Genomic DNA, 20219 nt, shown 5'->3' with positions numbered 1-20219 from the left:
CTCATGACCGTTAAACGCCCCCTGTTCCGACGTTTGTATCGCTTGCCCCCATTGTTGCTTTTACTGGCCAGTTTACTGCCCGGTGCGCCCGCCTATGCGGAAACCGAGCCCCGCAAAAGCCCCAATGATCCCAATAGCTATCGATATCTGGAATTGAAGAACGGCCTGCGCGTCATCTTGGTGTCGGATGCCGAGGCGGACAAAGCCGCCGCCTCTCTTAACGTAGCGGTCGGAAGCGGAAACGACCCCAGCGACCGTGAAGGCATGGCCCATTTCCTCGAGCACATGCTTTTCCTGGGCACAGAAAAGTATCCTGATGCGGGCGAATATCAGCAATTTATTCGCAGCCACGGCGGTAGCCACAATGCGTTCACCGCGTTCGAAAACACCAACTACTTTTTCGATGTTGAAAGCGAGTTTCTGGAAGCCGCACTGGATCGTTTTGCCCAGCAGTTTTCTCACCCTCTGTTCACGCCCGAACTGGTAGACCGTGAACGGAACGCTGTTCATTCCGAATTCAGCGCCAAACTAAAAGAAGACGGGCGACGCCTGCTGTCGGTCAGAAAAGCTGCCGGCAATCCGCATCACGCCTTCAGCAAATTTTCTGTGGGCAACCTGACCACACTCGAGAATACCGACGCCAATCCGCTGCGCCCTGACCTAATCCGGTTTTGGGAAGAAAACTATTCGGCCAACGTAATGTCTCTGGCCGTATACGGGCCACAGTCTCTGGACGAACTTGAACGCATGGTGACGCAGCGCTTCAACGCCATCGCCAACCGCAAGCTGGAAGTGATCGAACACCCTGAGCCTCTTCACAGCCCCGAACAGTTGCCGAAACGCATTCTGGCTGAAACCCTCAAAGACAGCCGGAGCTTGTCCCTCGCCTTCCCGATCCCGTCACAACGGGCCAACTACGCCACAAAACCTGCCTCGTACGTGGCCAACCTGTTAGGCCACGAAGGCCCTGGCAGCCTGTTCGATGCCCTCAAACGCGCCGGCCTGGTCGAAACCCTTTCCGCCGGGTTGGGCATGGACACCGGTACTCACGCAACGTTTAACATCAGCATGTCGCTTACCCGTGAAGGTCTTAAACAGCAAGATGACATTCTGGCTCTGGTGTTCCGCTACATCGACTTGATCAAAGCAAATGGCATCAGCCAAGAGCGTTTTGAAGAGATGAAGCAACTGGCGCTTATCGATTTCCGCTTTCACGAACGAAGCGAACCGGTACGCGAGGCCATGCGTTTATCCAGCCTGCTCCGCGACTATCCCGCCAAAGATATTCTGAGCGCCCCCTACCTAATGGAGCGCTATGCACCTGAGCAATACCAGACGATTCTGGAGCGACTGACACCCGACAATCTCGCCGTCATGGTATCTGCGCCGGATCTAAACCTGAACAACCCTGAACTGACCCAATGGTATGAAACCCCTTGGAAGCAGGAGGCTTTGCAAATACCGGCAGCAGCGAACCCAACGTTGGCAGACCAGTTGGCGTTGCCACCCGCCAACCCACTGGTACCCGAAAACCTGGACATGGTGACCGGCAACAGCATGCCCCACCCTACTCAGCTTCGTGGCTCTGACGGCCTGCAGGTGTGGTACGCCCGGGACACCCGTTTCAACAGCCCGAAAGCCAACGTGTTCATCAGCCTGCGTAGCCCCATTGCCCGCGCTTCTGCCCGCAACACGGTGCTGACGCAATTGCTGGTTGATGCCATCAAAACCAACCTCAATGCCTGGGCTTATTCCGCGCAGCTCGCTGGCCTTAATTACAGCGTATACCCTCACCTGCGCGGCGTGACCATTCGGGTAGGCGGATACAACGACAAACTCCACGAATTACTCAATCGGATTATGTTGGAATTTGCCGACCCGATGATCACCGAGCAGCGTTATCGCATTGCCCGCCAGCGGTTGATTGATGGACTTGAGAACAAATCGAAAAACCGCCCGGTTCAGCAAACCTCCGAGTTTGTACAAACGGCCTTGCTGAACGGGACTTATCCCGTAAGCGAAAAACTCGAGGCCGCTAAAGCTGTCACCTTTAATGAGCTGATGCAGTTTGGTTCAGAGTTCACCAAATCCATGGACCCGGTGATGCTGGCACACGGCAACCTGACCGAAGCAACAGCCCTGAACCTGGCCAAACAGGTACACGCGGTTGTGCTTCGAAACAGTGAACACGTAGATGTAGCACGCTCCCGGGTCAGACAGTTGCCGTCGGGCGAAACCGAAGCGGTTCTCAACGTAGAGCACCCCGACACAGGCTATACCTTGTACTTGCAAGGCAAAGACCGATCGTACGAAGAACGCGCTCGCTACCGGCTGTTGGCCCAGATCATCAGCAGCCCGTTCTATGAAGAAATAAGAACCACCAAACAGCTCGGCTACATTGTGTACGCCACTGCGTTCGAGATTCTGGAAACCCCGGCTCTGGGGCTGGTTGTCCAATCCCCCGAAGCCAGTGGCGCTGAGATCGACGGCGCGGTAAACGAGTTTGCTAAACGCTTTAAAGCCAGGCTCGCCAAGCTGTCGCCCGAGCAACTGAGCCGTGAAAAACAAGCCGTGGTCAGCAAAATGATGGCCCGCGACCGGCAGCTTGGCGATGTATCTGGCCGCTACTGGCGAGAGATTGATCGGGAAAACAACGAATTCAATAGCCGCGAAAAACTGGCGGCCGCGATTCGGGAGGTTTCTCTGGATGAGCTGGTCAACACCTTTGAAAAAGCGATGATTGAACGGCAGCGAGCGTTTAAGGTGCTGACGGCAAAAGGAGAATCCAATGAGCAGGCAATTCTGAGCCAACTGCGTGAGCGTCAGCCTGTGGCCCCTTGAGCCACGGGCTGATGCCCGTTATGATACCGCCTCTTCTGAAATGCCTCCGTAGCTCATCTGGATAGAGCGTCCCCCTCCTAAGGGGAAGGTAGCAGGTTCGAGTCCTGCCGGGGGTACCATCCTACTTATCATCACCATCATCTGATTGCTTTGCCTTGGCGCCTGCTGACACCGCAATTAAAATTAGGATGCCGCATGAAAAATACCGTTGTACTCATTTCACTGGGCGGCACTATTGCCAGTCTTCCTGATAGTTCCGGGCGTGCCATTGCTGGTGCTCTTTCGGGTAAAGAGCTAATGGACACCTTGAAGATCGAGAGCGATGGCCCGGTTGAAGTCATCACGCTCTTCCAGAAACCCAGCAATGCCATTACCACCGCCGATCTGTTGCAGCTAAGAACTCTGTGTTTGGAGTTGTCAGAGCGTCCGGAGGTTGCCGGATTAGTTGTGTCACAAGGGACTGACACTCTGGAAGATACGGCTTATTTTTTGGATACCACTCTGGATCTGAACGACACCGCATTGGTGGTTACCGGTGCCCAACGGGTGCCTTATGCGCCCGGTTCCGATGCAGGTCCTAACCTACGCGACTCTATAAAGGTTGCCAGCGCGACCGAAGCCCGAGGCGCAGGCACAGTTGTTGTCTTCAATGAAGAAATCCATTCAGCAGCCTCTGTACGTAAAGTCAGCAGCTATCAGCTTAACGGCTTTGCGTCCCCCGGAGTTGGTCCTCTGGGTTTCGTCGACGGCGATGAGGTTCGTCTGAACCATCGGCTGCAGCGTCCTTCCACCATCACACCTGGCCAGAAGCTGCCGCGAGTAGACATTCTGCCCGTCGCGATCGACGCGTCGCCGGCACTGCTTGAAGCCTCGGTAGCCAGTGGCACCAAAGGTCTGGTCATTGACGCTATTGGCCGTGGTCATATCCCGCCAAATTGGGTTGAACCGCTGCAAGCTGCGATCAACGCCGGAGTACCGGTTGTGGTTACATCCTCAACCCTTTGGGGCCGCGTGGCAGAGGTTTATGAATATCGAGGTTCGCTGGCGGAGCAAGTCTCTATGGGCGCACTCAAGGCGCCTCACCTGAATGCCCGTAAAGCCCGACTGCGGCTAATGTGCGCTCTGTCCGGCAAGACTCCTATCGAGCAATCTCTTTTTGCTTGATCAGGCCCTAATGTCACACCGGCCCGCGATCAATCTTTGTGAGCGCTTCATTGACCTGAAATACTTTGGCATTCACCACAGGAACACCGAAACTCTTGAGCCTAGCAGTGTGCATTTCCAGGTATTTATGGGCGCTGTCTGAATCTTCAAACAGATAAATACCCCCGGCTTCCTTCGTGGCCGGGTTTTCTGTCCAAACTTTCCAAATGAGCCCGGGTTCGTTGGCTATGGATTCAGCCAAATCTTTCATTGCCTCCGTCATTTCTTGCCCGAAGGGTCCATCGAAGGGGAAATCAACCTGCAATAGTGTTTTCATGAAAACAGCACTCCTTTTGATTAGTCGTTTTGCCTGCGTGAAAGGTATTTTAGCAGTCATGAAACTGTGCGCTTTAGTTAGGATTGGCGAGCAGGAACTACTAAACGAGCCGCACGAAACAGCCACCGCAGCACAATCAGAAGTGGCAGGATTATGATAAACCAGCCGGGTACTTGCACTGCCCAAGCAGGAACTCCCAGTACCGACGCAGCACCGGCAAACAGGTCATTGAGAAAGGCGGGGTGTTTCACCGTCACATAGCCGAATGCTATCAACGCCGGCCATTTTGCGTTGCTGACCATCGCCGATGTTACTTGGCCAGCACGAGCCAGTCTGGCGGAATAGCTGGCTGTTCGTGTGGTTACAGAAGCCGATCGGGCTGTGTTCGCGGCTACCCTGCCTGCTTTTAGAAATTTCACTGCGCTACCAATGATCACCGCGTCTACAGCCGCCCAGCCCAAATCGCTGGCGCGAATCTCCTGATCGGTGCGGTATCGGGTTTCCAGCGTGCGAATGCCACTGGTGAAGAACTGGGTAATCCCTTCGGTGATTCGCTCAGTCCAGATCCATTCAATAGCGCCGTCCGGTGCCACGCGAAACTGACCGGTGAAATCATCACCCTCTTGATTTGCGAAATTCACTGCGTGCCAAGCGCGCTGCTCGGGACTTAATGCTGCATCGCCACCGGAAATGCGGTTCAAGACTTCAATGCTGGTTACGGGATTTCGATAGAAGTGAATAACCGCCGGAATAAGACTCTCGCCCTGTGCCCTCAATGCCCGCCTGAATTCAGGCTCATCACCAAAAAGCTCAAGCAACATGGGCGTGTGTTCGGGGTACACATGCAAGGCGGAGAGTGTTTTTAGCCACAGCAAGGAATCTGTTTGGTAATCCAGCAGCAGTGCCTGAATGGGCAACGGCTGTTCGAGTAATTCGGGATGCTGCCTGAACTGATCGTGAGCAGATATAGAAATTAACCGCTCCTCTACCATCATGGGTTTGGAGAAGGCGGCTATCAAGCCTGCTACCAGCAAAGCCAGTGTTACAGGCCAAACAAGCCTATGCTTGCTCATATTCCCGGACCAGCTCTTCGAGAAAATGCATTCCGGCGGAACTTAAAAAGTGCCGGTTCGCACCACTACTAAATATCAGGTTACGCTTAACCAAGTAGTCCAGTGCTTCCGATAGCCCTTTTTCAAAGCGGGCCGCACGCAGGATTTCCAGATATTCGTCATCGGCGCCCATCGCGATCAAATCCTGCTCCCCGAGCCCCGCATCAGGGCGCGCCAGATACTCAAGATCACGGCCACTGCGGGCGAAATATCGACCGATTAACAGAAGAACCACTTGTACTCGGAAGGCATTCTCATCGTGCTCTTCGGCTTCATCGTCACTGCTTTCTTTCAGGAAGAAAAAGGCGCCGTCATCGTTAAACACCAGCTCGCATCCGAGATGTTCGTAAAACGTCCGGAAATGAGACAGGTGGTTGTAAAGCAGGTTATACAAAGGGTTCGCCACCAGTTCGGAGCGATTGTTGTCCCAAAGCTCCCGAACAATGACACGTCCAGCCTGAAATTCCCGGTATAGAGCGGCACTGTGGGCCGGCAGGACTTCATCGAAGCTACTATGGTGCTGGTCCGTTTGCAGGCTGTTCAGGTCAGTCATGATGTTTCTCTGCTTGTAATTCCAATCGACGCTTACGATAAACAAACTGTTCAGAGGCCGGTTCTGTCTTATCCACTGCTTCTTGCGATGTTTCCAGTGCACGGAACCGGTTGGTGGTGACCACCTGAAAACCATCAGGCGGGGTATTCACCATGCGATTCAGAGCGGCCAATAAATCCGGGAACCGGTACCCCGGGATAAACCCTTCCAACCGGCCATGTAGCTCTCGCACCAAATCGTTGGTTGGCCGAAGCTCCAGCGTTTCCAGCCATTGATAGAGCTGATTGATGCGCTGCACATCCACTCGCGCCATGCGGCCACTGCCCTCCACGTGCTGTAACTCCGGTATTTCTGCCTTACGGCGCAAATCCGCTATGCGTAGATCCAGCTCACTGAACAGCAACTGGTAATAACTGGGCGAATTGCCAAAGGCATAATGTTTCGGGCGCTGCTGCGCTCTTAACCCCACCAGAAAGCCAGTGCTTCGGGCGAACTCGCCGCCTTCAAGCCATTTCCGGCGCAGGCTCAAGGTTTCAGTTTCACCTTTGAGCTCCCTTAGCTTGCCATAGAAATGCTCCATGGCGTTGTATTGCACCATGCCCCGGCGGGTTTTGCGCAGGAAGTGCTCCACTTCGTGGGCCACCGCTTGAATCGGCTTGTAGAGTGCATTCAGGCTGAGGGATGAACGAAACAGCTGGTCGGCCAGATTGTGGTCGCCGTGGGTTTCCAGCAAGCGAACCATGGCTTCCAGAGTTTCGAACAGATTGCTGCCATCGGGAAGCCGCGTATCGGGATTCAAAAACACCAAGGTAGGTTTGATGTGACGTTCATACAAAGTCACTATCTGTTCCAACAGGTTCTGCCGGAACTCAAGAAATCTCTCCGGCGCCCGGCTGGCATCACCCGACAGCTCTGCAAACTGGGCACTAATGCTCTGCATGCGCAGAACGTTCTGACGTAACAAGCCGATCAGCTGGCTGACCCGCTCATTGAGGTCATCCCTTAACTCGGTAAAATCCGGATCAACCTCGCTGAAACTGCTCATTTCCAATCGAGCTCTGACATCCCGCAGGGTCACTAGATGGCCCCGCAACCGCGCATCAGTCAGCTCCTGATACAGCGACGCATCGCAAGCCCGCATCAGGTTGATCAGCGCATCCTGAAACACCAGCCGGCGCTCGCCTTCGGCCTTGATGATGTCGATCACCAGGCCCGAGCGAAACAGGTTTTCTGTGTTTATGGCCAGCCTTACACGATCGCGGTCGGCGCCTGACAAACTGCTTGAATAGGCCAAGACTTCAGCCACCAAGTCACTTTCCCGAACGTAACGGGTTTCGTGTCGGTCCATTCGTTCAATCAACCGAAACAGAATCTTCGGGTGATCAAACAACAGCCGGGTGGTATCCAGCGTGCTGAAACGCTTACTCATCCGCCAGCTCCAACAGGCTGTTCTGGGTATGATCCGCCCAATGGCTGACTGGCTCACCGCTGGTAAAGCCTTCAGCTCCGCCCCAGAACACCAATGTCCGTTGCGGGCTATAAGGACGCGACGTACGCATCTGCCCCACTTCCAAATGGCGGCCAATCAGATAAATCACTTCGGCGCTGGCGCTGTGAGTGGCAGCAGAGAATAGGTTAAAGCCCTGCTGACTGAGCCGGTCAAGCAGTCCCGGCATCTGACTGACATCCACACTGGCCAGCTCATCCAGCACCATCGGGAACGACAATTTCACGCCCGGGTACAACACTCGCTTGAGCAACCGATAAACCAGTTCCAGATTGATAAGCGCGGTCGTGGACGTTGACTGCCCCTTCTTATCCAGACTGGTGGCATTTTCTTTGCGGGTGCGGTAGGAAATGCCAGTAATCACCTTATCCATGGTCAGGCGCTTGCTGCCCTGCTCACCGAAGAAATCCGCCACGAACACCCGCAGCCGGTCGTAAAAAGCCTCGGACTGAAGCTGGTTGCCATAAGGGTCGATGTTGTTGGCTTCTTCCACCAGATTGCGGAACTTCGGGTCGGTGTGAATATCCACCCGAATTTCCACCAAGTCGTTAATCTGTACCCCTTCCAGCTCCCGATTGAGCTGAGCTTCGAAACGGCTGATAAATTCGTGGTTGGAGGTCAGCGCCTGCACGTAGCTGGCCACGGTTTCGTTATGAACCGAGATCTGCTCGTCCAGCACGCGCCAGCGCTCGGTCAGAGCGGCAAACAAGTCTGACAGACCTTTAAAGGTGTCGCGAATAACCGCCGAGGATGGGCTGTCTTTTTGCAGTTCACCGGCGGTATCTTCATACACACTCAAGTACACGAACTGGCGCAAATGATCGAGAATGTTCCGGCGCAGCGCTTCCAGCTCATCCAGCTGGTTTTGCAGGTCATCAAAGGCGGCCACGGACACCTTTTCCACCGCTAATGGCTGCTCAGCCTGAACCGCTTTCAGGTGCTGGAACCGGTGCTCTGCCGTACCCACGCTTCGGCTCAGTTGCGCCAGTTCCCGCTCCCGTTCCTCGATGCGTTCTTTCTCGGCCCGGGCTTTCGCAGCCTTTTGCTGCACCGCATCCATTTTCTCCTGCTCAAGCCGGGCTTGCTCATCCAGCTTGGCCAGCGTCTCTTCCGCGGCTTTACGCTCTTCGGTCGCATCTCGCAGGGTGGTTTGTGCGGCTGGGTAGCGGGCTAGCGTCTCCAGATCTTTATCGATGGCCCGAAGTTCTTTTTCCGTGCGCTCAATCAACCGGGGTCGGTCCTGCTCGTTGTCCGCGGTGTCGACCAGCTCCGAACGCTCTTTCTCCAACCCGTTCAGTTCTCCTTCCAGGCGACGGCGTTGTTCCGCATAGTCTTCCTGCCGCGCTGGTTGCCCCGGGTACTCGATATCAAACCAGTCGTACCCGTTGCCGTTGGGGGCAAACAAATTGGCAAAGGCTTCGATAACGGATTTACTCGAAGAATCCAGCGTTTGCCCGGGACTGGCCAGCATCAGCTTCGGGTCTACGGCACGCAAGGGAGCTGCGACAGCCTCATCCAGTTGGTTCTGCAATTGCCACTGCTGCTTGCTTTCCCGTTCCGCCAATGCGGCCAGTTTGCTTTCCAGATTGTGTTTCTGGGTGTCAATCTTAGCCAGGCGAATCTCCGCCTGCGCGGCGCTTTTCAAAGCGTTCAGATGGCTCTGTTTGTTTTCCCTGTCTTCTTTTAAGACATCATCGATTTCCTGCAGCGTCATGGAGCCGTATTGGGCAATGAGCAACTCGCCATTTTGTTTGTCCTGCTCGGCACGTTTCAGGTTTCGTTCAGCCGCACGCACCTCCCCTTTCAGGCTATTGGTTTCCTGTTCCAGCTTTTTCAGGGTTTGCACGACATGCTTCAGGGTTTCATTCTGCTCGTTATAGGCTTCCACCGCGGTTCGTCGCTGTGCGCCTACTTGTTCCAATGCAGCAGTGAGCCCCTCACGAAAAGCTGCAAAATCATGTTGGCTTCGCAACAGCGCTTGATACTTCTGATACGCACCGTTCAGTTTTTCGAAGCGCGGGCGTTCTTTTTCAATCCGATTGAGCTGGTTTTGCTGCTGTTTTAGGTGATCATGATGATTCAGGAATTCATCGATATTGAAATCAAAGGCATCGTCTGAAAACTTCTTATCAGCCTCGACAATACTGGCCACCGCGTTGGCCATGGCGCGATCATCCGCCTTCATTTCAAACAGCAGCAAAATCAAGGTGCGCAGCGATTGCACCTTCCGTTCATCCGACTCGCCCAAGGGCAGAACAGAGTAGCGAACAGCATCTGCGTTCATCAGCTCGCTGCTATACAGCATCGATTTCAACCGAGCTGGGTCATTCACGAAACGAGTGTCTTTCGACAGCTTTTTCAGAGATTCGGATAGCCGGCTGAAGGATAATTCTGGGACTGCCTGACCAATGCCGTCTGGGTCATCACCATTCCAGAAAAGCGGCCGTAACTGCTCATAAGGCACTGGCACAAAGGCCCGACCATAACTCAGCTGGCTGCTGTTATCCCGGTACAAAATCTGGCAATGGGTACCGGCGGGGTTTTCAGCTTCCATAATCAGAAAACTGAATTTACCGGGAAAATAATGCTGGTAGCTTTCTTCATTGCTATAGAAGCTACCGGCGCTGGCATTACGGAACGCAAACTTCTTCCGGCTGTTCTTAAAGTTGTTTTCAGGCAACAGGAACAAGCGTAAAGAATTCAATAGACTGGACTTACCCAAGTTCCCCGGCCCCAAAATCAGGCCGTGATGAGTCACGGGAATCTCCACGTAACAGAAGCCGGCCGAATCCACCAACACCAAGCGGCGAACGCCAAAGGTGAACGCGCTAAGGCTCGCCTGTGAATCAGTCATCCAGAATCATCTCCTGTTCCATAAATTTACCCGTGCTGCGAAACGCTCGCGCCAAATCAACAAACCCCAGATCTTCCGCCAGCGAAACGGCTTTTGTAAACCGTTCGGTGGTTTTAGGCAGCATTCGGAAACGGCTCAGCCAAGGCTTCCACTCTGACGGTTGCACAAAGCACGCTTTGTCGCGCAGTACACGATCCATGGTAGTGAACATCTGCAAGCCACCCATATCGTAGTCAAAGGCGCAATATACCTTTCGATACCCAGCCAACCATTGCAGGCTAGAAGGCTGAGTAATCCGATTACCTCCACCCAACACGACATCACAGTTGGCCAGCGTTAATGGAATACCCAGTACCTCGCTGGAAAATTCGAGCATGCGCCGGTAACGATAGAAGTTTTCCTCATTTTCGATCACCAATACATTGGTGGCTGGCACGAAACCCATATCCACGTCGCCGCCGACAACGACGACTGTATCTGGCCGAGGGCCGGGTTGCCTCTGATGATACGCAAGCACAAAGCTCACTGCCGTTACATGGCGGTGAGAGTCGCCCTGTTTGGCCGCTTCCAAGCGATTGACAGGCGCCTCTGCAGTCTCAACTAGTTTAGAAAAAGTTGCATCATCGATCACCGTCACTAACCACCGGTTCACCGAAACCTTCCGAGTCTCGAAGAGGTCCCGGTGCACCCGACGCGCTCGTTCAGGTAGCTTTTTCAGAAACGCGGGGTAGTTAACCGGCTCGCCTCTCCGTATCTTGTCCAGATAAGTCTTCAAGTTTGTACCTACTATCGAAGTTAGCGCAGCCACGGCTTCAACTTGAAAACTCGAGCCTGCGGCCAAATACCATTACCATAGCGTCAAAATACAAGTTGAGGCCGATTATGTCCCTTAAGTACCGCATTGTGCCGGTAACGCCGTTCGAACAAAACTGCACGTTGATCTGGTGCGAAGACACCATGAAAGCCGCCGTGGTTGATCCCGGCGGGGATCTGGACCGTATTCAGGCAGCAATTGAAGAAGAAGGCGTGGCCGTTGAAAAGATCCTGCTAACCCATGCTCATATTGATCATGCCGGCGGCACGGCCGAGTTGGCCAAGATCGCCGACATTCCCATTGTGGGGCCTCAGAAAGAAGATAATTTCTGGATTCAAGGGCTGCCCATGCAAGCCCAGATGTTCGGGTTCGCAACGCCGGAAGTGTTCACGCCAGACCGTTGGCTGGAGGATGGCGACACGGCCACCGTTGGCAACCAGACATTAGAAGTGCTGCACTGCCCCGGCCATACCCCGGGCCACGTTGTATTCTACCACCGGAATTCTGAACTGGCGCTGGTAGGAGACGTGTTGTTTAACGGATCCATTGGCCGAACCGACTTCCCGAAAGGCGATCACGGCACGTTAATCCGCTCTATCCGCGAAAAGCTTTTCCCGCTGGGCGACCGTGTGAGCTTCATCTCGGGCCACGGCCCCATGTCCACATTTGGCCACGAAAAAGCCACGAATCCGTTCGTCTCTGATCACCGGGGTTAATACCCCGGCCAGATTATTACCGCGACAAACGGAATTGTTCTACGGTTTTGCGCAGGGTTTCCGCCATGTTCAGAAGATCTCCGGCTATGCGGGCGGTGTCTTGCGCATCGCTGGAGGTTTGCTCGGCTGAACGGCTGATTTCGATGACGTTCTGATTGATCGACTCAGAAACAGAGCTTTGCTCGTACGAAGCGTTTTCCATCTGCTCGTTCAAGCCGGTGATTTCTCGCACCGCAGCGGCAATGCTTTGCAACTCACTTTCGACTGTAAGAATGGCGTCTACCTGGTTCTGCGCCAGTTCTGAGGCATGGCGCATCGTGCCCACGCAATCCACGACTTCGTGTTTTAGGCCATCAATGGTTTTGCGAATGTCATCGGTCGCATCTTGTGTGCGAGAAGCCAGCGCCCGAACTTCATCTGCCACCACTGAAAAGCCTCGCCCTTGCTCACCCGCTCGAGCCGCCTCAATCGCAGCGTTCAAGGCAAGCAGGTTAGTCTGGTCGGCAATTTCGGAAATCAGCTCCAAACGAGACGCCATTTCGGTTGTGCGCTGATCAAGCTCTTCAATGCGCCCGGCGCCTTTTTGAACTTCAGCATTAAGCAATTCAATACCCTGAACCGCATTACGGGCTAATTGCTCGCCGGCCTCTGCAGATCCAGCCGTGTCTGCAGACTTCCGCGCAGTATCGGCAGCGTTCTCCCGAACCTGTACCGCAGAAGCTGCCATCTCGGTCGTGGCACTGGCTACCTGATCGGTATTGTCTTTCTGCGCCAGCACCTCATGCTCCGTTGTTTCGGCTTTTGCAGAGATCGAACGTGCCGCGGCTTCCACTTCGGCGGCATTTTCCATGACGGTATGCATGCTCTCGCGAATTTTGGCCATCATTCGGTTAAAGGCGCGCGAAACAGAACCAATTTCGTCGTTGCGGGACACGTCGAGTTCAACCGAGAGATCGGAGTTGCGGGAGATTTCATCCATACTGTCGTGCAATCGACGCAAGCGCGAGAAAACCAATCGGCCCAACACCAAAGCGGTCAGCATGAAGATCGTCAGCAATATGGCGGTTTGCACCCCTCCACCAAAGAGGAGCTGCTTCTGAAGCCGGGCATCGCTTTTCGCCAGCGAGTAATCCACTCGGATAGCGCCCAGAACATCTCCTTCCTCGCTCTGATGGCAGCTATGGCAATTCACACCTTGGTAGTCTGACCGGGCAATGACCGGTTCAACCAATGTATACACTCGCCCATCCTCATTGCTGGAGAACTGCTCCACGCGTTCGCCCGCCAACGCACGCTTGTCCAAAGGTTCGCGTTTGCGCTCCGATGCACTGCCAGCACCAAACATGGCATTCAGCTGATCACTGCGAATCACCCGAACATCCAGAACCTCTTCAGACGCTATCGCCTTGTCACGCAACATATCCCGATTACTAATAGTGCCTGTCAGCATCATGGTATTCAGGCCATCAAAGTACGATTTCGCTAAGCCTTCAACGTATTTCTGACTGTAGTCTTCCAAGTGCGCACGTTGAGACTGGGCGCTGAACACCACCGTGAAAACCAATATCACGGAAAACGCCGTTGCCAGTGCGGACAACAATAGGAAACGAATGGAATAGTGTTTTTTCATGTTGCTCCGGGGGCGGATCATCAAAAGAGGAATACAGGATATGACGGCAGGTCGAGCCATAACTTTATAGATTCTGTTTCTATTTTTAGTGACCCAGATCATTCAACCCAACAATTAGATAGCCTCCTTACAAAACATCACCTTTCTTTAAACCAACGTTGCACGAGCTGGCACGAAAACTGCTGCTTAGCTAATAGACCATTCAGGCATCGGAAATCCGGCAGATTTTTGCCACCCAGGAGGAAACAGACCATGTCGTTGCTGACATCATTGATCCAAGCCAGTACCCGTTTTCAGCAAGCCATGGACACCCGTCAGGCACCCACAGGTAACCCCGGCGACGGAGTGACGACTAACACTTCGAAGCTCGAAGCTACCGGCAGCCCGGATGGCGATCGCTTCACGCCATCGGAACAAAAGGCGCTAGACCCTGCTGACGTAAAGGTGCAAAAACTACCACTGAATCAATATAAACAAACCGTGGCACAGGATCTTTCGTACATCCGGGACACGCTGCGGCACAAACTTGCCGAGTACAACGTACACCCTGCTACCGCTCTGAACGTAAGCAAAGGCGAAGACGGAAGAACGGTTGTCGAAGGAAAGGTACCCGATGAGATTCGAGGGAAAATTGAACAAGACCTGAACAACAACCGGGATTTCACAGACGCCTTCAGTCGCCTGAGCGTCAGTGAACCGACGCTGCATTTTATGGATAACGCGCTGAAGCTGAACCAGGCTTACGGCGTTCGCAACTCTTTGTTAAGCGCACTGGTGAGTGAAAACCAACAATTTAACGGCCTGCAGGATGTACTGCATCGGTACGACAGCCTTCGCCGAAACACCAGCGTCAATCAGCCCGTGGCCACGAGCAACTCACAGCGCTATGCCTTTAACTTGAACGCCCGGGCCTGATTTCCAGCCGGACGTTCAAGTACACCTTAGAGCGTTACCCTTCAAACGGTGCGGGGTCGCCCTTGCCGACTCGGGTCACTTCGGGTACATCTCCGGTAAAGTTCACCACCGTGGTGGCTTCCATACCGCAAAACCCGCCATCAATAATCAGGTCCAGCTCTTTCTCCAAAGCGTCACGAATGTCTTCCGGGTCTGTCATGGGCTCGGTTTCACCCGGCAATATTAACGTGCTGCTCATGATCGGCTCACCCAATTCACCCAACAGATCCCGCACAATCGCGTTGTCTGGCACACGAACACCAATGGTCCGACGCTTGGGATGCAACAAACGGCGCGGTACTTCACTGGTTGCATCCAAAATGAAGGTGTAGGCCCCGGGGGTAAATGTTTTCAGGAGCCGATACTGGGTATTATCAACTTTGGCATACACACCAATATCAGAGAGATCACGGCACACCAGCGTGAAGTTGTGCTTGTCGTCCAGTTGGCGAATGCGCTTGATTCGATCAGCGGCTTGCTTATCCCCCAGATGACAACCCAGTGCATATCCGGAGTCGGTTGGGTACACAATCACACCGCCGCTGCGGATGATGTCCACTGCCTGCTTGATCAAACGTTTTTGCGGATTCTCGGGATGAATTTGAAAAAACTGGCTCATGAATTAACTCCCTGTTTCAGCTTGGCGGCCATCGAGGCATCGCCTTTGGAACCGCCCATACAATTTGGCGAATCGGGTGTTGCCTGCCCCGTATTCGCCCACTCCTCCGGCGTATACAAATGCAACGCCAAGGCATGCACTGGCCCTGCAAGCTCTTCGGCCAGCACTTTATAAATCAACTGGTGGCGTTTTACTTTCATCGTTCCGTTAAACTCGCCCGAAACCAACGTCACTTTAAAATGCGTTTCGGAATTGGGCGGCACCGAATGCATGTGGCTTTCATTTTCCACCATCAGATGCTGCACTTCGAATGCGTCGGCAAGCTTGGTTTCAATGGCGTTCTGAACTTGCATAGTCACTTACCCTCCCGTCAATATAAACCCAGTCTACTACACAAAGCGTGCTAGCTCAGAACCTTGACACCAATGAGCGAAAGGGCCACATTCCGGTGCCATTTATAGAATCCGAATACCATGCACCTCTATATAGCTGAAAAACCCAGTTTGGCACGTGCCATTGCCGCCGCCCTGCCCGGCCCCTATCAAAAAGGCCAAGGCTGGATACGCTGTGGTGAAGGGCATGAATCGGTCACCGTTAGCTGGTGTATTGGCCACTTGCTTGAACCAGCAGAACCGGCCAGCTACAACCCGGCGTGGAAACGCTGGCGCCTCGAAGATTTGCCGTTGTATCCGGATCAATGGCAGCTGGTCCCGAAGGACAGCGTTAAGCAGCAGTTCAAAGTGCTCGAATCGCTCATCCGCAACGCCAGGCTGATCACCCACGCTGGCGACCCGGACCGCGAAGGTCAGTTGCTGGTGGATGAGGTTATTCGGTTTGTGGGCGCAAAGGTGCCGGTCAAACGTGTACTGATAAACGACCTGACTCCCAATGCTGTTGCCCGAGCCATCGCCAGCCCGAAAGAGAACAGCGCGTTCCGAAGCCTGTCTCACTCCGCTCTGGCCCGGCAAAGAGCGGACTGGCTTTACGGCATTAATCTTACGCGGTTTTACACACTCACCTATCAGCAACAAGGCGAGCAGGGCGTCTATTCGGTTGGCCGTGTGCAAACACCGGTTCTGGGCCTGGTGGTCGAGCGGGACAACACCATCGAACACTTTGAGCCCAAACCCTGGTTCCGGATTGAGGGTGTGTTTCAGGCGTCGGAAGAAGAATCAGACCCTCGGCCGTTCACCGCTCGCTGGCTACCAGACGATCAGTTCCAGGACCATCTGGATGAAGAAGGCCGCCTGCTCAATCGCGACATTGCGAACGACATCGCCAACGCCGTGGACGGCCGGCCCGGGCGCATTGTGGACTCACGCTTTCGAGACAGACCCGAGCCGCCACCATTGCCCCTGTCGCTCTCGGCGCTGCAAATTGAAGCCGGTCGTTTGTTCCGCATGGGTGCAAAAGAGGTGCTGGATACGGCCCAGAATCTCTACGAGCGACATCAGCTTATTACCTATCCGCGTTCGGATTCACGCTACCTGCCCGAAGAGCACTTTAATCAGCGCGAGCAGGTGATCCAGGCCATTGGCCGGGCCGCACCCGATCTGGCAGGTCACACCGAACAACTCGACAGCCAACACAAGTCAGCAGCCTGGAACGACAAAAAGGTTGATGCACACCACGCGATTATTCCCACCGTCCGGCCCTCCGCGAACGGTAAGCTCACGGCTGCGGAACAGAAAATCTACGACCTGGTCAGCCGCTACTACTTGATGCAATTCTGTGAAGATGCCATCCACCGGGAGGGCAAACTCACTGTGCAAGTACAGGAGCATAAGTTCCGCGCGACGGAAACAGCGGTGTTCAGCCCCGGCTGGAAAGTGCTGGAGCTGAAGCTTAAAGATAAAACCGGGGAGCCTCCGAAACCTCCGCTGCCACGGCTCGAACGTGACGAACCGACCATCTGCCGACAGGCTGAGGTGAAAGAGCGTAAAACCCAGCCGCCCCAGCATTTCACCGATGCCACACTGCTTTCGGCTATGACCAACATCGCACGATTTGTTGCGGATGCCGAACTGCGCAAAACCTTGAGAGAAACCGATGGCCTAGGCACAGAAGCAACCCGGGCGGCGATCATTGATACGTTGTTCCGGCGTGATTATCTGCTGCGGGAAAAACGGTTCATTCGCGCCACCGATAAAGGCAAAGCTCTGATTGCTGCGCTACCGGATTCTGCTCGAACACCAGACCGCACGGCAGTATGGGAAGCGACGCTTGAAGGCATTCGCAGGGGTGAAGACGACCCCAGAGCGTTCCTTGAAACCCTGAAAAACGAAATACGGGGCTTCATCGACCAGCAGTACGCTCCCGCAGGCAGGCCCCAGAGCGAGACCAGCATACATTGCCCCAAGTGCCGAACGCCGATGGTTCAAAGAGAGGGCAAATTCGGGCCATTCTATGCCTGCACCCGTTACCCTAAGTGCACCGGCACGCGCCCCATGGAAGACAGCGAACCCCAGGATGGCACCAGCCAGAAACCGGTGCCCTGCCCCCACTGTTTTTCGCCGTTGGTTCGTCGTCAAAGCAAAAAAGGTTGGTTCTGGGGCTGCAGTAATTTCCCCGCGTGCCGACAAACAGTTAATGACGACAATGGAAAACCCGCTTTAGTGTTACGGAATAGTACATATCGTCACTGAAACACTGCACTTTTTCTGGGATAATTGGCGTTGCTGCAGAGTTCACCATTTCTTCATTCTGCAAAAGCGACCCCGCACCAAGTATCACCATAGAGGCCAGGCTCAATGCGCATTGCTCTGCTTGAGGATGAATTTGAACAAGCGCAAAACATCCAAGCAATAGTGTCTGACAAAGGGCACAAATGTGACAGCTTTGCTACCGGTCAATCCTTCCTGAGCGCCGTACTGCATAGAAGTTACGACCTGATCATTCTGGATTGGCAGATACCGGACATGACGGGTATCGACGTTCTGAAAAACGTGCGCACCCACCTCGACTGGGCGATTCCGGCGATATTCCTGACCCAGCACGATAGCGAAAGCGACATTGTTTGTGCACTCGATGCCGGTGCGGACGATTTTCTGGCCAAGCCGGCCCGCGCTGCCGAATTAATCGCGCGGCTGAATGCTCTGGCACGCCGCAGTAACCCGGATAGCGATAAAGAGCTGCTTAATTTTGGCCCGTTCGAAGTCAACATGAACCAGCGCAGTATTCGCCTGCACGGCGAACTCCTGGCCCTGACGGATAAAGATTTCGACCTGACTCTGTTCCTGTTCCAGAATCAGGGACGTCTGCTCACACGGGACGTACTTCTGGAACGAGTATGGGGGGTGGCGCGAGACATCAACACTCGTACTGTTGACACCCACATCAGCCGACTACGCCGCCGACTGGGGCTCAATCCGGACAACGGTTTTCGGATTAAAACCATCTATCAGCGGGGGTACCGTTTGGAAACCGTTCAACCAGCCGTAGCAACTGCACGTGCGAGTGACCTTGCTTCCCATGCCTGAGCCGATCGTGCCTGCTTTGCGCAACCTTTTGACCTGCTGGCTCGCGCTGGCCCTTGCTGTCGTGCCCGGTTTCGCTGTGGCAGAGTGGACGGTTGCTCAAGGTTCCGCGCCTGCGCCTTCCTATTCGGCTGAAACCATGCCGGAATGGATTTACACTCTGCAAAAGAATGACTCGTTGGCCAGCATTTCCGAATCGTTTCTGCAAAACCCCAGAGACAGCTACCGGCTGCTTGCACACAACGGATTGTCCGCTAACACCAGCCTTAAGGCTGGACAATCACTGCGCATACCGATTGCCTGGCTCAAACGTCAGCCCGAGCCTGCTCGGGTATCGTCGGTCAGCGGAAACGTTCAGCACATTTCGGGGTCTGATGGCCGAAAAACTGCGCTGACCAAGCAATCGTTTATTCGGGTCGGGGACGAACTTTTGTTGGGCGCCGGTTCAGCCACGCTGACACTGGCCGATGGCTCGGAACTACGGGTTTCGCCTAACTCCCGGCTCATGTTCAACCGACTGACCCAGTACGGCAAAACCGGCATGGTAGACACACGGCTCAGGCTGCACAAAGGTGAAGTGCATTCCCGCGTAAAACCCCTTCGTGAAAACGGGGCCCGGTTCGAACTAACAACACCATCGGCCGTAGCCGCCGTGCGTGGCACCGCATTTACGTTACAGGCAAATGCCAATGGCACCAGTATTCAGGTTCAGCAGGGTGCTGTAGATTTCGGGCGGCCCGGCAAATCGCAACGCATTCCCGCGGGCTATGGTGCAAGCGTAGCGACGACAGGATCTGATCGTTTGCGCATCCGCCAACTGCCACCAGCCCCCGAGATCAACCCCGTAGAGCCTGTGGTCAGCCAGCTACCACTGGAATTGTCTTGGCAAACTACGCCTGCGCCCGCTCATCGAATCGATATTTTTGAAACATCCTCAGGTGGGTGGGTACAAAGCCGCAGTGTCACCAGCAGTCAGTTCCCGATCGACCAACTCGACAACGGTCAATACGAAGTTCATGTTGCCGCTCTTGATCGACGCGGCATTGCGGGACTACCTTCGGTGGTTCCGATCGAAGTGGCGTTACAGGCTAAAACCCCGACACTCGTCAGTCCTGAGCACGATACCAGTGTCGATGATGACATGCCGGAGTTTCGTTGGCAGCTGAATGGCGCTAACGAGGTCGCTCGTGTCGAGATTTCACACGACCCAACGTTCGAGAATCTGGTCAGCACCAGTGAATGGGCGCCGGAAGGTCGTGCGCTACCCTCGCGAGCTCTAAGCCCGGGCACCTACTTCTGGCGGGTGGCGACCGAAGCGGGCGGCACATCGTTCGCAGCCTCGGAAGCCCGACAGTTCACTGTCAACGGTACACTACCACCGGTTCGAATCATCAACATCAATTACCTGGACAGTCAGGTCCGGGTATTTTGGGAGCAAGCCGATTCCGCCGAGAAATATCGGTTACAGCTTTCTGAAGAACCCAGCTTCCAGAACATTATCAAAGAGGCCGATGTGCCAGACACCACAGCCTCGTTACGCCTGATTCCCGGGCGGCGGTATTTTGTGCGCGTGAAGGCGGTTTCCGAGGGGCCTGCGGCTAGCCGTTGGGGCCCTGGCCGCGAGCTGTATCTCGACTAATCACCGACTGAACCTGCAATAGCA

16 protein-coding genes and 1 tRNA gene are annotated in these 20219 nt (G+C 54.5%); 8 read left to right on the top strand and 9 right to left on the bottom strand.

Annotated features, from left to right (window positions below; all coding sequences use genetic code 11):
- The first annotated feature begins 3 nt into the window (after positions 1 to 3).
- The 3 genes from MWU64_RS14455 (at position 4) to MWU64_RS14445 (ending at position 4005) form a co-directional block, all read left to right on the top strand.
- Positions 4 to 2841 carry an insulinase family protein gene (locus tag MWU64_RS14455; protein WP_247065096.1) on the top strand — a complete coding sequence of 946 codons (2838 nt, stop codon included), beginning with the start codon at positions 4 to 6 and terminating at the stop codon, positions 2839 to 2841.
- A gap of 42 nt (positions 2842 to 2883) precedes the next feature.
- Positions 2884 to 2960, top strand: a tRNA-Arg gene (locus MWU64_RS14450).
- A gap of 76 nt (positions 2961 to 3036) precedes the next feature.
- A complete protein-coding gene (locus MWU64_RS14445) occupies positions 3037 to 4005 on the top strand; it encodes an asparaginase (protein WP_247065094.1) in 969 nt (322 codons plus the stop codon).
- A gap of 13 nt (positions 4006 to 4018) precedes the next feature.
- Here the strand turns inward: MWU64_RS14445 and MWU64_RS14440 are convergent, their stop codons facing one another.
- The 6 genes from MWU64_RS14440 to MWU64_RS14415 are packed head-to-tail and all read right to left on the bottom strand — an operon-like array spanning position 4019 to position 11122.
- Positions 4019 to 4381 (bottom strand): monooxygenase, encoded by a 363-nt coding sequence (locus tag MWU64_RS14440; RefSeq protein ID WP_247065092.1) that lies wholly within the window; start codon positions 4379 to 4381, stop codon positions 4019 to 4021.
- Between the two features lie 17 nt (positions 4382 to 4398).
- Positions 4399 to 5394 (bottom strand): hypothetical protein, encoded by a 996-nt coding sequence (locus MWU64_RS14435; RefSeq protein WP_247065090.1) that lies wholly within the window; start codon positions 5392 to 5394, stop codon positions 4399 to 4401.
- Positions 5381 to 5986, bottom strand: coding sequence for a hypothetical protein (locus tag MWU64_RS14430; protein WP_247065089.1), 606 nt, complete (start codon positions 5984 to 5986; stop codon positions 5381 to 5383). Before MWU64_RS14430 ends, MWU64_RS14435 begins: the two co-directional genes overlap by 14 nt.
- Positions 5979 to 7415, bottom strand: coding sequence for a hypothetical protein (locus MWU64_RS14425; protein WP_247065087.1), 1437 nt, complete (start codon positions 7413 to 7415; stop codon positions 5979 to 5981). Before MWU64_RS14425 ends, MWU64_RS14430 begins: the two co-directional genes overlap by 8 nt.
- Positions 7408 to 10347, bottom strand: a complete 2940-nt coding sequence (locus MWU64_RS14420) for a hypothetical protein (protein ID WP_247065085.1) — start codon at positions 10345 to 10347, stop codon at positions 7408 to 7410. Before MWU64_RS14420 ends, MWU64_RS14425 begins: the two co-directional genes overlap by 8 nt.
- A complete protein-coding gene (locus tag MWU64_RS14415; protein WP_247065083.1) occupies positions 10340 to 11122 on the bottom strand; it encodes a hypothetical protein in 783 nt (260 codons plus the stop codon). Before MWU64_RS14415 ends, MWU64_RS14420 begins: the two co-directional genes overlap by 8 nt.
- 107 nt (positions 11123 to 11229) lie before the next feature.
- Between MWU64_RS14415 and MWU64_RS14410 the strand changes: the two genes are divergently transcribed.
- Positions 11230 to 11877 carry an MBL fold metallo-hydrolase gene (locus MWU64_RS14410; RefSeq protein ID WP_247065081.1) on the top strand — a complete coding sequence of 216 codons (648 nt, stop codon included), beginning with the start codon at positions 11230 to 11232 and terminating at the stop codon, positions 11875 to 11877.
- A gap of 16 nt (positions 11878 to 11893) precedes the next feature.
- On the opposite strand, the gene MWU64_RS14405 is transcribed toward MWU64_RS14410, so the two are convergent.
- Complete coding sequence (locus MWU64_RS14405) at positions 11894 to 13507, bottom strand: methyl-accepting chemotaxis protein (protein ID WP_247065079.1); 1614 nt, start codon at positions 13505 to 13507, stop codon at positions 11894 to 11896.
- 252 nt (positions 13508 to 13759) lie between these two features.
- On the opposite strand from MWU64_RS14405, the gene MWU64_RS14400 reads away from it, so the two are divergent.
- Entirely contained in the window at positions 13760 to 14422 is a 663-nt protein-coding gene (locus tag MWU64_RS14400; protein ID WP_247065077.1) for a hypothetical protein, read from the top strand.
- Between the two features lie 34 nt (positions 14423 to 14456).
- Here MWU64_RS14400 and MWU64_RS14395 read toward each other — a convergent pair whose 3' ends face one another.
- Both MWU64_RS14395 and MWU64_RS14390 read right to left on the bottom strand, forming a co-directional pair.
- Positions 14457 to 15080 carry an L-threonylcarbamoyladenylate synthase gene (locus tag MWU64_RS14395; protein ID WP_247065076.1) on the bottom strand — a complete coding sequence of 208 codons (624 nt, stop codon included), beginning with the start codon at positions 15078 to 15080 and terminating at the stop codon, positions 14457 to 14459.
- The gene (locus MWU64_RS14390) at positions 15077 to 15433 is read right to left on the bottom strand and encodes a BolA/IbaG family iron-sulfur metabolism protein (protein WP_247065074.1); all 357 of its coding nucleotides are present in this window, start codon (positions 15431 to 15433) and stop codon (positions 15077 to 15079) included. Before MWU64_RS14390 ends, MWU64_RS14395 begins: the two co-directional genes overlap by 4 nt.
- A gap of 120 nt (positions 15434 to 15553) precedes the next feature.
- On the opposite strand from MWU64_RS14390, the gene MWU64_RS14385 reads away from it, so the two are divergent.
- The 3 genes from MWU64_RS14385 to MWU64_RS14375 all read left to right on the top strand — a co-directional run bounded on the left by MWU64_RS14385 (position 15554) and on the right by MWU64_RS14375 (position 20195).
- Positions 15554 to 17725, top strand: coding sequence for a DNA topoisomerase III (locus tag MWU64_RS14385; protein WP_247065073.1), 2172 nt, complete (start codon positions 15554 to 15556; stop codon positions 17723 to 17725).
- A 105-nt stretch (positions 17726 to 17830) separates the two neighbouring features.
- Positions 17831 to 18559, top strand: coding sequence for a response regulator transcription factor (locus MWU64_RS14380; protein ID WP_247065072.1), 729 nt, complete (start codon positions 17831 to 17833; stop codon positions 18557 to 18559).
- On the top strand, positions 18552 to 20195 hold the full coding sequence (locus tag MWU64_RS14375; RefSeq protein ID WP_247065071.1) for a FecR domain-containing protein: 1644 nt from the start codon (positions 18552 to 18554) through the stop codon (positions 20193 to 20195). The genes MWU64_RS14380 and MWU64_RS14375 overlap by 8 nt, the downstream gene beginning before the upstream one ends.
- Positions 20196 to 20219 lie beyond the last annotated feature (24 nt).

The organism is Marinobacter sp. S0848L (assembly GCF_023016065.1).
Taxonomy (GTDB): Bacteria; Pseudomonadota; Gammaproteobacteria; order Pseudomonadales; family Oleiphilaceae; genus Marinobacter.
This window is presented reverse-complemented; position numbering and strand designations above follow the sequence as displayed.

Coding starts and splice junctions, on each gene's coding strand:
- MWU64_RS14380 (WP_247065072.1), top strand. CDS start 17,831: ATGCGCATTGCTCTGCTTGAGGATGAATTTGAACAAGCGCAAAACATC.
- MWU64_RS14405 (WP_247065079.1), bottom strand. CDS start 13,507: ATGAAAAAACACTATTCCATTCGTTTCCTATTGTTGTCCGCACTGGCA.
- MWU64_RS14390 (WP_247065074.1), bottom strand. CDS start 15,433: ATGCAAGTTCAGAACGCCATTGAAACCAAGCTTGCCGACGCATTCGAA.
- MWU64_RS14400 (WP_247065077.1), top strand. CDS start 13,760: ATGTCGTTGCTGACATCATTGATCCAAGCCAGTACCCGTTTTCAGCAA.
- MWU64_RS14430 (WP_247065089.1), bottom strand. CDS start 5,986: ATGACTGACCTGAACAGCCTGCAAACGGACCAGCACCATAGTAGCTTC.
- MWU64_RS14385 (WP_247065073.1), top strand. CDS start 15,554: ATGCACCTCTATATAGCTGAAAAACCCAGTTTGGCACGTGCCATTGCC.
- MWU64_RS14420 (WP_247065085.1), bottom strand. CDS start 10,347: ATGACTGATTCACAGGCGAGCCTTAGCGCGTTCACCTTTGGCGTTCGC.
- MWU64_RS14435 (WP_247065090.1), bottom strand. CDS start 5,394: ATGAGCAAGCATAGGCTTGTTTGGCCTGTAACACTGGCTTTGCTGGTA.
- MWU64_RS14425 (WP_247065087.1), bottom strand. CDS start 7,415: ATGAGTAAGCGTTTCAGCACGCTGGATACCACCCGGCTGTTGTTTGAT.
- MWU64_RS14395 (WP_247065076.1), bottom strand. CDS start 15,080: ATGAGCCAGTTTTTTCAAATTCATCCCGAGAATCCGCAAAAACGTTTG.
- MWU64_RS14455 (WP_247065096.1), top strand. CDS start 4: ATGACCGTTAAACGCCCCCTGTTCCGACGTTTGTATCGCTTGCCCCCA.
- MWU64_RS14440 (WP_247065092.1), bottom strand. CDS start 4,381: ATGACTGCTAAAATACCTTTCACGCAGGCAAAACGACTAATCAAAAGG.
- MWU64_RS14375 (WP_247065071.1), top strand. CDS start 18,552: ATGCCTGAGCCGATCGTGCCTGCTTTGCGCAACCTTTTGACCTGCTGG.
- MWU64_RS14445 (WP_247065094.1), top strand. CDS start 3,037: ATGAAAAATACCGTTGTACTCATTTCACTGGGCGGCACTATTGCCAGT.
- MWU64_RS14410 (WP_247065081.1), top strand. CDS start 11,230: ATGTCCCTTAAGTACCGCATTGTGCCGGTAACGCCGTTCGAACAAAAC.